Source organism: Sinosporangium album (assembly GCF_900100605.1).
GTDB lineage: Bacteria > Actinomycetota > Actinomycetes > Streptosporangiales > Streptosporangiaceae > Sinosporangium > Sinosporangium album.
The window spans coordinates 1-13,009 of sequence record NZ_FNCN01000063.1; the positions used below are offsets into that span (position 1 = coordinate 1).

The following is a 13,009-nucleotide window of genomic DNA, read 5'->3' on the forward strand; positions in this document are numbered from 1 at the left end:
CGACTGTTCCGGCTCTGGTGTCCCATTCACGTGGCCGGTAGCCGTTGCGGTGGTTGACGCGGTCGTCGCTGCGCTCGCCGTAGCCGGCGCCGCACAGGGTGTCGGCCTCGGCCGACATCAACGCGTCGGCCATGGTCTTCACCATGGATCGCAACATGTCGGGGTCGCCGGTCTCGATCTGCTTCGCCAGCCAGGCGGCAGGGTTCACACTGTTGTTCGCGGCCATCGCCTGTTCTCCTTCGATCATGGTTTCAGCAACCTGAAGGATCACGCGATGGCCGTGTTCATTTCACGGTCGCCACGCTTGTGGCCAGGTCAAACTCGTACACCACTTCCGTGGACGCAACCACGTCCGCCTTGGCCACACGGGGTTTCCACACCCCGTTCACCTCGGCCAACCGGGAGTCCACCGGTATCCACTTTCCATCTTTTCGGATACGAGCCACGCCGCTGGTGGACTCGGTAGTCACCGTCCCATCCGGGTTGCTGTAGGAAAGACTGGTCTCGCTGACCTCGTTTCCGATCAGAACACGAGTGCCCTGTAACCGGGCCGAAAGTGCCGCCGATACCCGGTCAGGGCGCTCATTCACCGATTGTGAGGTCGTGGATGCGGATTTACTAGGGCTAGAGGTGGGTGAGGGAGCGGCTACAACCATCTGCGGCGATGAGAGAATGAGTGCTCCGGCGACAAGCGCGGTGGTCGGATATGGAGTACGTCGAAATAAGCGCCGTAAGGGCATCGCGAAGTGGGCTTTACTGGGCGAAGGCACCTGACCTCCCAACATAAAGCACAAATAAGTGATCTAAGTGTATGCATGGGATCAAATGCCCAGCAAGGTCTTCTTCTGTGTTGAGTTTCCTACGGAGCGCCATACTACGAGGTCACGCCCTATGCTTCCCTTGAACCGCCGATTCAGGAACCCGGCAGTCGGGTATCTCAATTGTTTGCAGATGCCCAAAAAATTGCCTTAAGTACTTCCGATTTTAAGAGAGCCCGTTTTCCTGGTGGGATCCCTCTGGGATGTGGAGGTGGGGCGCATGTGCCCGTGTTGAGCGACCTGGGATGGCAGGTGGTCGGAGTCGATGTCTCGCTCGGGCAGTCCGAGCTTGCACGCCGGGGCGGAGTCGCCGCGTTGGTTGCTGACGTGGGCCGGTTGCCCCTGGCCACACAACGGGGCAGGCCCTCCGTCGGTACGGACGCCGGGCCTGCCCGTTTCGGTGCGAGGGAGTTAGTACTACAGCCTGATTTCGTGATGTTTGAGCCAGCGTCGCCAGTAGTGGCTGGAGCGGGCGCGGGTCTGGTGCTCACGGCGGCGGGCCGACCAGGCCAGAGCGAACTCCAGGGTGCGGGCGGCCGGGGCGGTCAGATGTGCCAGGAGACGGCGGGTCTCCGCGAGTGTGAGGCGGACCAGGCCTCTTGCGCTTTTGGGGCGTGCGCCGCGGTGACGGCCAGGTAGGCGTGGGCGAGCATCGCCAGGGTGATGTGGCGGTGCCAGGCGTCGAACCGCCGGACCTGGTAGTGGTCCAGCCCGGTCTCGTTCTTGGCCGAGGCGAAGCACTCCTCGATCGCCCAGCGGGCCCCCGCCACGCGGATCAGCTCCTCGACGGTCGTGTCCGCCGGCCCGTGGCACAGGTAGTAGGCGATCTCAAGCTCGCCCTCCGACGACCTCGGGGAGTGGGCGGGTGCCGGGTCGGTGTCGGAGGCGGCCGTAGTACTGCCCGAGTCGATCGGACAACACAACCGGCGCTGGGGAACGCTATTTCGTCGATGCGCTGGCTGGTCAATGAGGAGGCCCGGTCGGTGCCGTTCCGGTTAGTGCTGTAACCGGAAACGATCATCGGGTTGGCGTGTAGAACTCCTGCCGATCGGATGGGCAGACTACGTTCGATCGGCGCTCGGAAGGCCTGGTTGCATAACCGGTCAAGGTCCGCAGGCTTACGGGTCAAGAAGGACAGAAGCTGCAGCGGATCGTCCAGCGCGGCACGACCAGCACGGTTCGCTACCGATGGACGGTGATCCTGCTCGCCTCGGCCGGCGGCACAACCGTGCCGGTCATCGCCCGTCTCGTGCAGGCCGATGACGACACGGTGCGCGATGCGATTCACCGGGTTCAACGAGATCGGGCTGTCCTGCCTGGAGCCTCAGTGGGCGGGAGGCCGTCCCCGCCTGACCGGTCCTGACGACGAGCAGTTCATCGTGCGGACGGCCACCACCCGCCCGACCAAGCTCGGCTGGCCATTCACCCGCTGGTCCATCCGCAAGCTCCTGGACTACCTGCACCGCCTGCCCGCCGGGCGAAACGGCCCGAGCGGACCTCCGCCTTCGACGAGTTCGGGCCGTTGGGCATCTGCCCGACCGGCCGGGACCGGCTGAGTGGACGCGGGCGCCTCTGACCGGCTGCTGGCCACCTACCACCGCACCCATGGCGCCACCTGATTTCGCACCGCTGCTACACGGTCGGCGACAACCTGCTGCGGGGCGTCGACCGCCGCCGCAAGGGCATCGACCACACCTGGGCCGCGCTGCGCTCGATCCGCGCCGCCAGCCCGGACGGCGGCGGTCAATGCCGCGGACCCGCTCCCACCGGCGCGGGCCGCGCACAAATCCGTGCATCTGGTAAACGTTCCCTCCAGCGCTTTCGAGTTGGCGTCCCGCATTCTGGACCGATATAGGGCCGAGACGATATGCGGCGCCGGCGGCCGTGGAAGGGTGTGCCGTCGACCGGTGCGATCCGGATGCCGATCCAAGTCACGGGAAGGCGAATGCTTGTCTTCAAGGAAGTAACCCTCATAGAGGGTAGGGATACGCCAGGGTCTCCTTGAATTCACCTCCCGGCCACTTCAAACTGCTAGAAATGGCCATCTATGGGGATCTTCCGGCGTCGCAAGCGCATGCACATTGATGGCGATAAGTTCGTCGTGGGCCGTACCTGGCGCGACCCCGCTCTGGATGCGGCGGTCGACGCGGTGAGAGACGGCTATCTGAGTGCGGGCGTTGTTCTTCTGCGTGAGACGCACGGCGATCCGGAGTTGCGGTCCCTGAGGGTGGACGCGCTCAGCGCCGCCGCCGTGGGCAGGAGCCGGGAGATCGCCGAACTGTTCGAGAAAGGCGCCGACAAGGCGGACGTCCTCCTGTGGTTCGGCGGCACGATCATTGACGAGGCGTGGGCGATCCGGGGCGGTGGCTACGCCAGCACGGTGACCGAGGACCGGTTCAAGATGTTCTTCGCCACCCTGGCCGGGGCGCACGACCCTCTCATGGAGGCGGCGAGGCTGCGCCCGGACGACCCGGTGCCGTGGGAGCAGCTGATGGGGTTCGCCCTCGGCATGCAGCTCAGCCGTTCAGACGAGAACGTGATCTGGCGTGAGCTCGTCGCCCGGTGCCCCACCCTCTTCTCCGGGCACCGGGCCAGACTGCAGACGGTGGCCGCGAAATGGGGCGGCTCACATGAGGACATGTTCGACCATGCCCGCGAGGCGGTGGCCTTGGCGCCCGAAGGCCATCCACTCAGCGCGATGCTCGCCCTCGCTCACCTGGAGTATCTGCTGAGCGAGCAGAACCGCTTTGTGGAGCAGAACAAGATGATGGCGTACATGAAGCTGAGCATGACTTATTTCTCCGACCAGATCGTCCGTGAGCTGAAAGAGGCCGAACGCCAGTGGACGGGCTCCATGAAACCGCATCCCAGAGAACTCGAAGCCCATCACCTGTTCGGCGGCATCTTCGTTCACGAATCCTCCACGCACACTCTCGCCGCGCAGCATCTCACCCGGGTGGGCAACAGGGTCCCCAAAGCCGCCCCCTGGGGTTATCACGGCGACCCCGCGGAGGAATTCGCCGGAGCGTTGACGAAACTCAAGCTGCCGCTTCCCAGCAGCGATTGAGAATGGCGGGAACGCCCCGGCCCCCGCGCGCCTCCGGCCACCTCGGCGAAGGCGCGCACCCGGGCGTTCTCGCCGGTGCCGCTCCACACCAGGGCGTCGGCCGCGTGACGCAACTCCGCGCTCGACACCAGGAAGCACTCAAGCTCCCGCATCTCCACGCCGTACACCGCACGCCCCCGTCGATACGCCTCATTCATGCAGGCAGCATGACGTCGCCGTTGTTCCGGGCGACGTGCGACGGCAGGCTCGACGGCAGGCTGGGCTTCGTCTCCAGGGAGACGCCTCCGGCGGGGACATCCGGAGGGGATGGGCCGCCTCTGAGCGAGGCGCGAGGGACCTGAGGGCGATCGACGCCCTCGGCCCGCTATTTCAACCTATTCGTACGTATTCGATGATCTCGGGGTTGTGTTTGCTATGTCCTATGTCTTCCTTTTTGCCGCGATCTTTGCCGAAATTGTCGGGGCGATCGCCACCCGCTACTCCGACGGCTTCACTAGACCGGTGCCCACAGCCGTCGCCGCCATCGGCGTGCTCGGCGCCTACTACCTGCTGTCCCTGGCGCTCAAACAGGGGATGGGCATCGGCGTCGCCTACGGCATCTGGGCGGCGCTCGGCGTCACCGCCGTCGCCCTCATCGGGGTGCTGTTCCTCGGCGACGGCCTGACATGGCTTCAAGGCGCCGGCGTCATGCTGGTCATCGGCGGCGTACTGGCCCTGGAACTGGGAGCGCGCCATTGAGCTGCGGCGAAGTCGGCCGCCGACAGGCCGCGGGGCCCATGCCGTACGGCACAGGCCCCGCGACGTCTTGCGCGCCGGTCTCCCGCGTCGTCCTTCCGCGCTGCCGAGTCCGGCCGCCTGTGCCCTGCGAGCCCGCCGGGAAACGCCCGCCGGTCCCCAGCGGGCGTGCGGGGCACAGGAGCAGTCACAGTCACAGGCGCAGGCGCGATCCCGGCCCCGTCAGGCCAGGTTCATGCCGGCGTCGACGATGAGGTTCGCCCCGTTGACACCCTGGCAGTCCTGCAGGAAGAACACGGCCGACACGATGTCCTCGGGGGAGGGCAGCCGCTTGGCCGGGGTGCGCTGCCGCATGGCTTCATACCAGTCGGCGCGCACCGGGTCGGCCTTGTCGACCGCGTCGGTGCCGCCCACCACCCCCGGGGTGATCACATTGACCCGCACGGGCGCGATCTCGACGGTGAGCGTGTTGAGCAGCCCGAGGATCGCGGCGTTGGCCATCGAGAGCGTCGTCGAACCCGGCACCGGCCGCAGCATCGACAGGCCGCTGAACAGCACCACCGACGAGTCGGCCGAGAACTTTGGCACCGCCTTGCTGACCGCCGTCGCATAGCCGACGGTCTTCATCATCATCGTCTGCGTGCAGTCGTCCGGCCTGAACTCGGCGATGGTGTTGTGGTCGCGGTCGAGCGCCGTGAGCACGAGATGGTCGACGGTGTCGATGCCGGCGAACAACCGGTCGATCGAGTCCCAGTCGTTCAGGTCGCACGCGGCGCCCGTGGCGAGGCCGCCCAGCTCATGCGCCCGCGCCTTGGCGGTCGTCTCATCGCGCCCGGTGATCGTGACGCGGGACCCGGCGGCGACGGTGGCCTTGGCTATCTGGTAGCCGAGGCCCTTCGTGCCACCGATGATCACAGTGTGGTTACCCTGCTTCGGCACGGGGACCTCCTTGGGGGACGTTGGTCGTACGGCGGTTGCGGAGTGTGTAAGCGGCGAAACCCGCGGCGGGCACGACGGCGGCGACCACCGCGGCGACGCCCCAGGCCACGCCCGACAGGTCGGTCAGCCCGGCCGCCCGGTCGACCGCGATCGCGCCGGGGCCGGTGAAGGCGAGCGCGAGGGCGATGCCGGAATAGGTCAGCGGCAGCTCATAGCCGCCCTTGACCGCCCACACCCCGTTGGGCGTGCTCACCCAGACCGCCACCAGCAGCGTACCGGCGGCCATGGCCGCCGCGAACGGCGTGAGCAGGCCCAGGCCCAGCAGGAGCGCCGCGAGGATCTCACACGCGGCGGCGAGCAGGACGAGCTGCCTGCCGGGCTTCAGCCCCCACTTCGCGAACAGCGCGCCGGTGCCCTCCGGGCCGAGCCCGCCGAACCAGCCGAACATCTTCTGAGCGCCGTGCCCGAACAGCAGGACGGCGAGAAGCACCCGCAGCAAAAACAGGCCGATATCCATTGGTCATTCCCCTTCGATCGCGAGGACGTGGCGCATGGCCTCGCGCAATGCCGCGACCGGATCGGCGACCCGGTCCATCGAACGCCAGGCGATGTGGCGGTCCGGCCGTACGAGCAGAGCACCCCGCTCGTCGATCTCCCGAATCCGCGCCCAGTCGCCGTAGACGTCGTCGTACTCCAGCCCCGAACCCACCACGCGCCCGACGACGGTGACGCCGAACTCGGCCGCCACCTTCTCGGCGGCCAGAAGCCAGCCCTCACCGCCCACACCCGTGATCACGGTGAAGGCGCCGTCGCCGACGACGTCCAGTGTGGAGACCCGCCTGTGGTCGTGCTCCACCCAGGCATGCGGCAGGTACGCCCCCGGGTACGTGGTCGGGTGGTAGTGGAGCTGCTCGTCGCGCGTGTACGGCGGAGCCGGCGTGCCGTCGGGCACGACCGCGCCGGACACGTAGCGCTGGCCGAGCTCAACCCCGTGCGCGTTGAACTGGTAGTTGTTCTCCGCCAGCACCTCCTGGAGCCGCGCCCTGCGCTCCCGCCCCTCGTCGGTGTCGCTGAAGAACGTGTCGAGCGCCGCCGCACCCTCCTCGTCGCCCTGCCCGGCGCGCACCCCCAGAATGGCGGGGATCTTCGCGGTCGGCCCGACACTCGCCCACGCCCGGTCCACCACCTGCCTGCCAACCGGCTGCCGCTCGTCGTGGTAGCTGTCCAGCAGGGCCTCGCCCGCCTTGCCGCCCAGCACCAGCGCGAGCTTCCACGCCAGGTTGAACGAGTCCTGCACCGAGGTGTTGCTGCCCAGCCCGTTGGCCGGCGGATGCCGGTGCGCGGCGTCACCCACCAGGAAAGCCCGGCCCTTGCGGTACTCCGTGGCCACCACGCGGTTCATCTGCCACTGGCTGATGTCCTTGATCCGGATCTCCACCGACGGGTCGCCGATCGTGGCCCGCGCCCGGGCGAGCATCGCCTCCTCGCTGAGGTCGATCTGCTCCACCGCCGGGTCGTACATCACGATGAGCACGAACTCGTTCCACGGCTTGACCGTGATGTAGGTGCCCGCGCCCAGCCAGAAGTCCCGTCCGGGCTGAATCGTGAAGAACAGCGCCCCGGGCCGGTGCGCGCGGTATTTGGTGAGGTCGGCCTCCAGCCACACGTTCACCGCGTAGCCGAGCCCCATCTCGCCGTCCATACCGAACCCGAGCTCGGAGGCGACCGTACTGCGCCCGCCGTCGGCGCCGATCACATACTTCGACCGGATGGCATAGGTGTCGCCGCCGGCGCGCTCGCGCACCGTCGCGTAAACCCCGTCCCCGTCCTGCCGGATATCGACCAGCTCGGTGCCGAAACGGAGGTCCGCCCCGAAGTCCCGCGCCGCGTCCAGCAGCACAGGCTCCAGGTCGTGCTGGCCGATGTTGCACATCCCGCAGGGGCTGGCCGCCTCGTAGTCCGCCTTGCGGTCGATGCCCGCACCCCACGCCTTCATCCGGGCGAGCTCCCGGCCGGCGAAACTCGTCGCCCAGACGTTGTCGCCCATGTGGTCGCCGGGGAGGGCCCTGGCCCGGACCCGCTCCTCGATGCCGAGGTCGCGGAAGACCTCCATGGCGCGCTGGTTGGTGATGTGGGCGCGCGGCGTGTGCGCCGTGCCCGCGTACTTGTTCACGGTGATGGCGTCCACGCCCTCGCGGGCGAGCAGCGCCGAGGCGGTCAGACCGGAGGGCCCGGCTCCGACCACCAGGACATCAGTGTCGACGGTTCGCATCGGAGAGGTTCGCACGGGAGGGGTTGGCATCGGGAGGGAGCCTTCCTGCGTCGCGCCGCCTGCGGGGGCGTGTGATCCGATGGGGTACTCGGTGGTGCTCATGGGGAGGAATGACTGCCGATCATGAGGTCGGCGAGGTCGTCGGGGCGCAGGAACGACGGCGGAGGCGGGGGACCCCAGTTGAAGAGGCCCTGTGCTCCCTCGAACACCTCGGGCGTCCACAGGGCGTCGTCGATGTCGCAGTCCATGTCGGAGAAGTACTCGCTGAAGTTGCCCGCCGGGTCCTTCAAGTACCAGAAGAAGTTCGACCCCGCGTGATGGCGGCCGAGCCCCCACACGTGCCGCTCGGGGTGGTCCTCCAGCATCGCGGTGGCGCCCCGGCCGATCTCGTCGATGTCGTCCACCTGCCAGGACGTGTGGTGCAGGAAGTTCACCGGGGCGGCGAGCACCAGGATGTTGTGGTGCTCGTCGGAGCACCGCAGGAAGGCACCCTTGTCGCTGATGTAGTCGGAGACCCTGAACCCCAGCCCCTCGGTGAAGAACCGCATCGCCACCGCGAGATCCGTCACGCCGAGTACGGCATGGCCGAGGCGGCGGGGCCGTACCTGGCCCTCGCGCATCACGCCGTCGGCGCGGCGGCCCGAGCGCTCGACGCGTCCGGGGCCGTTGTAGACCGCGGCCGGCCGTACGGGCTGCCGCAACCGGGGGAGCACCCGCACCGCCACGCGGGTGCCGGTGACGGGTTCGTGCGTGGTGAGCGTGTCGCCGTCCACCTGGAAGGGCGCGTCGATGCCGCGGAGCGTGGAGGCGATCCGGGCGAGGTCGTCGGAGTCGTCGGCCCTGATCACGACGTCGACGAGCTGCCGCCGCGGCCGCTCGACCAGCCTGAGTTGGCGTCCGCCGTCCGTGGTCGACAGCCAGCCGTCGTCGCCCGAGGTGAGCCCGAAGTCGGTGTAGTAGCTCCGGGTCGCGGCGACGTCGGGGACGCCGATGGTGACCGAGGCGAGGCCGTGCAATGCCATGGGTCCACCGCCTTCCAAGGTGTGATGTGTTGCGCGGAAGTTAGGGCTCCATGTCCCTGGTGTAACCCGTTCTACGCTGCATGTCATCCACAGGTCAAGAAAAAATCCATATTTGCATAAGATGTGGATTCCTGTAGGCTGGCCAAGTGGCTACCAGGACCTCCGCACGATCGCTCACCGAACGCGTCTATGTCTGCCTACGCGGTGACATTCTGGCCGGGCGCATCGCCCCCGGGCAGAAGCTCAAGCCGTCAGAGCTGAGCGCCGCCCACGGTGTGAGCCTCAACGTCGTCCGCGAGGCCCTGAGCCGCCTGGCCGGGGAGCGGCTCGTGCGGGCCCTGCCCCAGCAGGGGTTCGCCGTGATCGGCATCTCCGTCGACGACCTCGCCGACCTCACCGACGTCAGAGCCACCATCGAGACCGCCGCCCTGCGCCGCTCGGTCGACGGCGGCGACCTGGTCTGGGAGGCGGAGCTCGTGGCGGCCCACCACCGACTCGCGGGCACGCCGATGTCCGACCCCGAGAGCCCCGGCGAGATCAGCGACGAGTGGATGCGGGCGCACAACGCCTTCCACCAGGCCACCATGGCGGGCTGCAACAGCCCCCGCATGCTGGAGATCGTCGCCGGGCTCGGCGAATCCGCATCGATCTACCGCTACTGGTCGCAGCGCTACGGAGACGGCCACCGCGACATAGCGGGGGAGCACCGCGGCATCTTCGAAGCCGCCCTGGCCCGCGACGCCGACCTGGCCTGCCGCCTGCACCGCGAGCACATCCAGCGCACCGCCGAGATCGTCATCAACGGGGTCTCCGGCACAGAGCGCACCACACCTGAGGAGAATTGACATGCGCATCGCCAACCTGGCCGGACGGCTGGTCCTCATCGTCGGCGGCAAGGCGGTCGACGTCGCCGAGGCCTCCCAGGGCCGGTTCTCCGCCGAGCCCCAGGCCGTCTACGAGCGATTCGACGAATTCCGCGCCTGGGCCGACTCCGTCGAACTCTCCGCGGGCACCCCGTTCGACCCCGCCGACCTCGGAGCCCCCGCGCCCGAGCCCCGGCAGCTCTTCGCCATCGGACTCAACTACCGCGCCCACGCCGACGAGTCCGGCTTCGCCGCCCCGCCCTCCCCTGCGGTGTTCACCAAGTTCGCCACCTCCATCACCGGCCCCTACACCGAGGTCGACCTGCCCGAAGGCAACGTCGACTGGGAAGTCGAACTCGTCGCCGTCATCGGCAAAAAGGCCCACCGTGTGCCGGAGAGCGACGCCTGGAGCCACATCGCCGGCCTCACCATCGGGCAGGACCTCTCCGAGCGCGTCCTCCAGATGGTCGGCTCCGTGCCCCAGTTCAGCCTCGCCAAGTCCTACCCCGGCTTCACCCCCATGGGCCCCTGGCTCGTCACCGTCGACGAGTTCCCCAACCCCGACGACCTCGCCCTGAACTGCGCCATCGACGGCGAACAAGTCCAGAAGGGGCGCACCTCCGAGCTCATCTTCTCCGTGCCCGCCCTCATCGAGAAGCTCTCCGCCGTCACCCCGCTCCTCCCGGGCGACGTCATCTTCACCGGCACCCCCGCCGGCGTCGGCCTCGGCCGTACACCCCAGCGCTTCCTCAAGGCCGGCGAAGTGCTCACCAGCACCATCGAAGGCATCGGCGACATGCGCCAGACCTTCATCCGCCGCTAACCGGCGCACAATTGCCGGAAAGGGCCGCCGGGACCGCGCCCGGCGGCCCTTTCCTCTTCACCCGTCGCGGGGCACCTCCCGCCGCAGAGCGCCGCTTCTGGCCCAGGTGCGCAGCGGCACCGCGGCCTCCCGGTCGTCGACGCTCGCCGGGCTGACGCGGATGTCCGGTACCGGTCCCAAGGTGTCTAGCAGGAGGTGCCGCTTGACCCTGGACACCTTCTTGGCGCCGCCGCATCTGTGTAAACCGCCCCGCTCGGTGCCCTTCATACCCTGGCTGTCGATCACCCCCGCGCTCGGCGAGGTACATCGGCCTTGGAGGATGCGCTCCTGTTCATGCAAGCCTGCCGTGATGGCTTCCCAGCAGTTCTCGTCTCGCCAGTGCCGCCAGTAGTCGTAGACGGTCTGCCAAGGCGGTAAGTCGTAAGGTAGCAACCACCACACGCAGCTGGCGATCGCGTCCACGATCTCCCGCCGGGTACGGCCCCGGGCGGCCTCCGGGCTTCGTCGCGGAGATCAGGGCTTCCAGCAATGCTCACGCCTCACTCCCGATTGGTGAGGTCGGGGCAGGGGCATCGGTGGCATGAGAGACCTCACGAGGTGAGGACCAGGACGGTGTACCCGCAGCGCCTCGCTTGAGAGTGGCCGTAAACGCTTCGGCGTACTGTTGTCGACACTCGACTCCGGCGGCGCCCGTCGATTGGCGCACCCAAGCTCGGCTGCCGTAGGTGCCGTCCCAGGCGGTGCGGATCTGCCTGATCTCCTGGGCGAGGGCCGAGTCGGCGACGGCTCGCGCCACCCGCACGGCAGCGGCTCTGGCCCAGCGGTAGAAGTTGGAGCGGGAGACTCCAAGGACACGGCACAGCCTCTTTACGGCGAAGGCCACTGGTCACGTCTACTTCCGGCCGTGGGTGACTCGTTCAAGGGTCGGACATAGGCCTCTATGTCAGAGGAATCCCCATTGCCCGAATCCCTTCACTGAGGTCGCCTCATAGCGTCATGCTTTTGAGCTATCCGGTCAAAGAAGATGCTTCTCAGACCGGATAGCGATAGTAGCAACCGTTCTATCTGCTTGTAGCTCTATTAGCTAATGGAAGGCTTTAGTGGGACTTATTTAAAGTCGATTATTGACGGGTTGTTGATTTCGGATATTTCGATTACTGCAATACCTTCTGTGTGGAATACGTCTAGGTTGGATAGCCAGTCTGGGTAATGGCCGCGACGCGTAAAGAACTTAACTGTTGTGCCTGATGCGGCAAACTCCTGTGTCATTGGAACGCTAATGGTGCATGCGAGATGCTCTGAGCCGGGTAGGCCGTTGGCTTTTCGTAGCATGGAGGTGGCGAACGAGGCTGAACGAAGGAAGCTCTTGGCGGCTAGCAGAGATTCGGTTTCCCGTATATCGTCATTGGGAATCCATACGTCGTTTATTTCGTACTCAAAGCTGCCTAGCCCTTTTTTGTCTGCTTGCCAAGCCCATTCAAGACGGTATTGGCTGGCAAGAAGTAGAGCTCCTGCGGGGCCGATCAACCACCCGGAGTCGATCACTTCCTGTGAAGCTGTAGGAATCGCTTCACTGCGCACACCCGCAGGGAGGCATGCGAGGGTATCTCGTAGTATTCGATTGCTTTGCATTATCTGACGCCTAGTAGTATCTTTGCTTTATTTATTGCCGACTGAGGTACCTGCTTTACGATTTTAGCTGACAGTGTGGTGCCATCCTCGGTAACCCAGGATCCGTCGCCCATATTGTAATAGTACTTCTTTGGGTCGGCACCTCTGCCCATGAATTGAATATGGAATTGAGCCGCGCCGGCCCTGCCGGGGACTGGGTTCTCAACGTCTATGCGGAACTTGCCGTTGTTGTAAACAGTCTTGCTTTGGAATGCAGGCGAATCTGGGCTCGAAGTGATTCTGCATTCGTCGGGCGGCGCATTGTGAACGAGGGCGCTAGATTCGCCAATCTTTGTATAGTAAGTGCGAGTATCGGCAATCGTAAGGTTGTAAACTTGTTGATTCGCTGTCGTCCATTTGGCTACGTCGACTACTTCGATGAACTGGCCTGTGGAAGTTCGTAGTGTAGCGCCGGGCTGCATAAGAGTGGCTTCGGCCCACACTTTTTGGTTGTCTAGAGAGTTTTAAAGGTGAGGGTTAGCTATCGTCACCTGATCGTCAGTTGGCACGCGCCCGCCCAGATGAGATCACCGGGGTATGAGATACCCCGACGGCGGAGGACTGACCACCGAGCAGCGCAAACGCCGCGAGCAGCTGCGGATGCGCGCCGCCGACCTCATCGCCCAAGGCGCCACCGACACCCGGATCGCCCGCGAGCTGCGGGTCACCCCGATGTCGGTCGGCCGCTGGCGCCGAGCCCTGGAGAACGGCGGACGCGCAGCCCTGACCTCCAAAGGAGCCGGCGGCGCCGAGTGCAGACTGAACCCCGCCCAGCTCAGCGACCTGCAGAAGGTACTGG

At 66.4% G+C, this 13,009-nt stretch carries 17 protein-coding genes and 1 pseudogene; 8 read left to right on the forward strand and 10 right to left on the reverse strand.

Going from position 1 to position 13,009, the window contains the following annotated elements; all coding sequences use genetic code 11:
* A partial coding sequence (locus BLQ73_RS30105; protein ID WP_420820042.1) for a transposase occupies positions 1-157 on the reverse strand: 157 nt, incomplete at its 3' end.
* A gap of 127 nt (positions 158-284) precedes the next feature.
* On the reverse strand, positions 285-590 hold the full coding sequence (locus tag BLQ73_RS31895; RefSeq protein WP_143020529.1) for a hypothetical protein: 306 nt from the start codon (positions 588-590) through the stop codon (positions 285-287).
* 351 nt (positions 591-941) lie between these two features.
* Here BLQ73_RS31895 and BLQ73_RS35200 point away from each other — a divergent pair, with 351 nt between their 5' ends.
* Entirely contained in the window at positions 942-1,457 is a 516-nt protein-coding gene (locus BLQ73_RS35200; RefSeq protein WP_420820052.1) for a methyltransferase domain-containing protein, read from the forward strand.
* Here the strand turns inward: BLQ73_RS35200 and BLQ73_RS30110 are convergent.
* A pseudogene (locus BLQ73_RS30110) lies at positions 1,364-1,651 on the reverse strand (transposase); the annotation flags it as partial. The gene BLQ73_RS35200 and the pseudogene BLQ73_RS30110 overlap by 94 nt on opposite strands.
* A gap of 395 nt (positions 1,652-2,046) precedes the next feature.
* Between BLQ73_RS30110 and BLQ73_RS34375 the strand changes: the two are divergent.
* The 3 genes from BLQ73_RS34375 (at position 2,047) to BLQ73_RS30120 (ending at position 3,885) form a co-directional block, all read left to right on the forward strand.
* Positions 2,047-2,181 carry a hypothetical protein gene (locus tag BLQ73_RS34375; RefSeq protein WP_245691555.1) on the forward strand — a complete coding sequence of 45 codons (135 nt, stop codon included), beginning with the start codon at positions 2,047-2,049 and terminating at the stop codon, positions 2,179-2,181.
* Positions 2,168-2,374, forward strand: coding sequence for a hypothetical protein (locus tag BLQ73_RS34880; RefSeq protein ID WP_338056668.1), 207 nt, complete (start codon positions 2,168-2,170; stop codon positions 2,372-2,374). The genes BLQ73_RS34375 and BLQ73_RS34880 overlap by 14 nt, the downstream gene beginning before the upstream one ends.
* A 518-nt stretch (positions 2,375-2,892) precedes the next feature.
* Positions 2,893-3,885, forward strand: a complete 993-nt coding sequence (locus tag BLQ73_RS30120; RefSeq protein WP_176955780.1) for a hypothetical protein — start codon at positions 2,893-2,895, stop codon at positions 3,883-3,885.
* Here the strand turns inward: BLQ73_RS30120 and BLQ73_RS31905 are convergent.
* Entirely contained in the window at positions 3,813-4,082 is a 270-nt protein-coding gene (locus BLQ73_RS31905; protein WP_143020530.1) for a hypothetical protein, read from the reverse strand. The two genes, BLQ73_RS30120 and BLQ73_RS31905, sit on opposite strands and share 73 nt — an antisense overlap.
* A gap of 217 nt (positions 4,083-4,299) precedes the next feature.
* On the opposite strand from BLQ73_RS31905, the gene BLQ73_RS30125 reads away from it, so the two are divergent.
* A complete protein-coding gene (locus tag BLQ73_RS30125; RefSeq protein ID WP_093176174.1) occupies positions 4,300-4,623 on the forward strand; it encodes a DMT family transporter in 324 nt (107 codons plus the stop codon).
* 219 nt (positions 4,624-4,842) lie between these two features.
* Here BLQ73_RS30125 and BLQ73_RS30130 read toward each other — a convergent pair whose 3' ends face one another.
* From BLQ73_RS30130 to BLQ73_RS30145, 4 genes are all read right to left on the reverse strand, one after another.
* Entirely contained in the window at positions 4,843-5,559 is a 717-nt protein-coding gene (locus BLQ73_RS30130) for an SDR family oxidoreductase (protein WP_093176177.1), read from the reverse strand.
* Positions 5,543-6,076: a DoxX family protein gene (locus BLQ73_RS30135; protein WP_093176179.1), complete on the reverse strand. Its 534-nt coding sequence runs from the start codon at positions 6,074-6,076 to the stop codon at positions 5,543-5,545. The genes BLQ73_RS30130 and BLQ73_RS30135 overlap by 17 nt, the downstream gene beginning before the upstream one ends.
* A gap of 3 nt (positions 6,077-6,079) precedes the next feature.
* Positions 6,080-7,831 (reverse strand): FAD-dependent monooxygenase, encoded by a 1,752-nt coding sequence (locus tag BLQ73_RS30140; RefSeq protein WP_093176194.1) that lies wholly within the window; start codon positions 7,829-7,831, stop codon positions 6,080-6,082.
* A gap of 98 nt (positions 7,832-7,929) precedes the next feature.
* The gene (locus tag BLQ73_RS30145; RefSeq protein WP_093176182.1) at positions 7,930-8,853 is read right to left on the reverse strand and encodes a VOC family protein; all 924 of its coding nucleotides are present in this window, start codon (positions 8,851-8,853) and stop codon (positions 7,930-7,932) included.
* Between the two features lie 146 nt (positions 8,854-8,999).
* On the opposite strand from BLQ73_RS30145, the gene BLQ73_RS30150 reads away from it, so the two are divergent.
* On the forward strand, positions 9,000-9,698 hold the full coding sequence (locus BLQ73_RS30150; RefSeq protein ID WP_093176184.1) for a GntR family transcriptional regulator: 699 nt from the start codon (positions 9,000-9,002) through the stop codon (positions 9,696-9,698).
* 1 nt (position 9,699) lies between these two features.
* A complete protein-coding gene (locus tag BLQ73_RS30155; RefSeq protein WP_093176187.1) occupies positions 9,700-10,539 on the forward strand; it encodes a fumarylacetoacetate hydrolase family protein in 840 nt (279 codons plus the stop codon).
* 57 nt (positions 10,540-10,596) lie between these two features.
* Here the strand turns inward: BLQ73_RS30155 and BLQ73_RS30160 are convergent, their stop codons facing one another.
* Together BLQ73_RS30160 and BLQ73_RS31910 are read right to left on the reverse strand one after the other, a co-directional pair.
* Positions 10,597-11,001 (reverse strand): transposase, encoded by a 405-nt coding sequence (locus BLQ73_RS30160; RefSeq protein WP_176955781.1) that lies wholly within the window; start codon positions 10,999-11,001, stop codon positions 10,597-10,599.
* Between the two features lie 645 nt (positions 11,002-11,646).
* On the reverse strand, positions 11,647-12,120 hold the full coding sequence (locus tag BLQ73_RS31910) for a hypothetical protein (RefSeq protein WP_143020531.1): 474 nt from the start codon (positions 12,118-12,120) through the stop codon (positions 11,647-11,649).
* A gap of 627 nt (positions 12,121-12,747) precedes the next feature.
* Here BLQ73_RS31910 and BLQ73_RS30165 point away from each other — a divergent pair.
* A partial coding sequence (locus BLQ73_RS30165; protein ID WP_143020532.1) for a helix-turn-helix domain-containing protein occupies positions 12,748-13,009 on the forward strand: 262 nt, incomplete at its 3' end.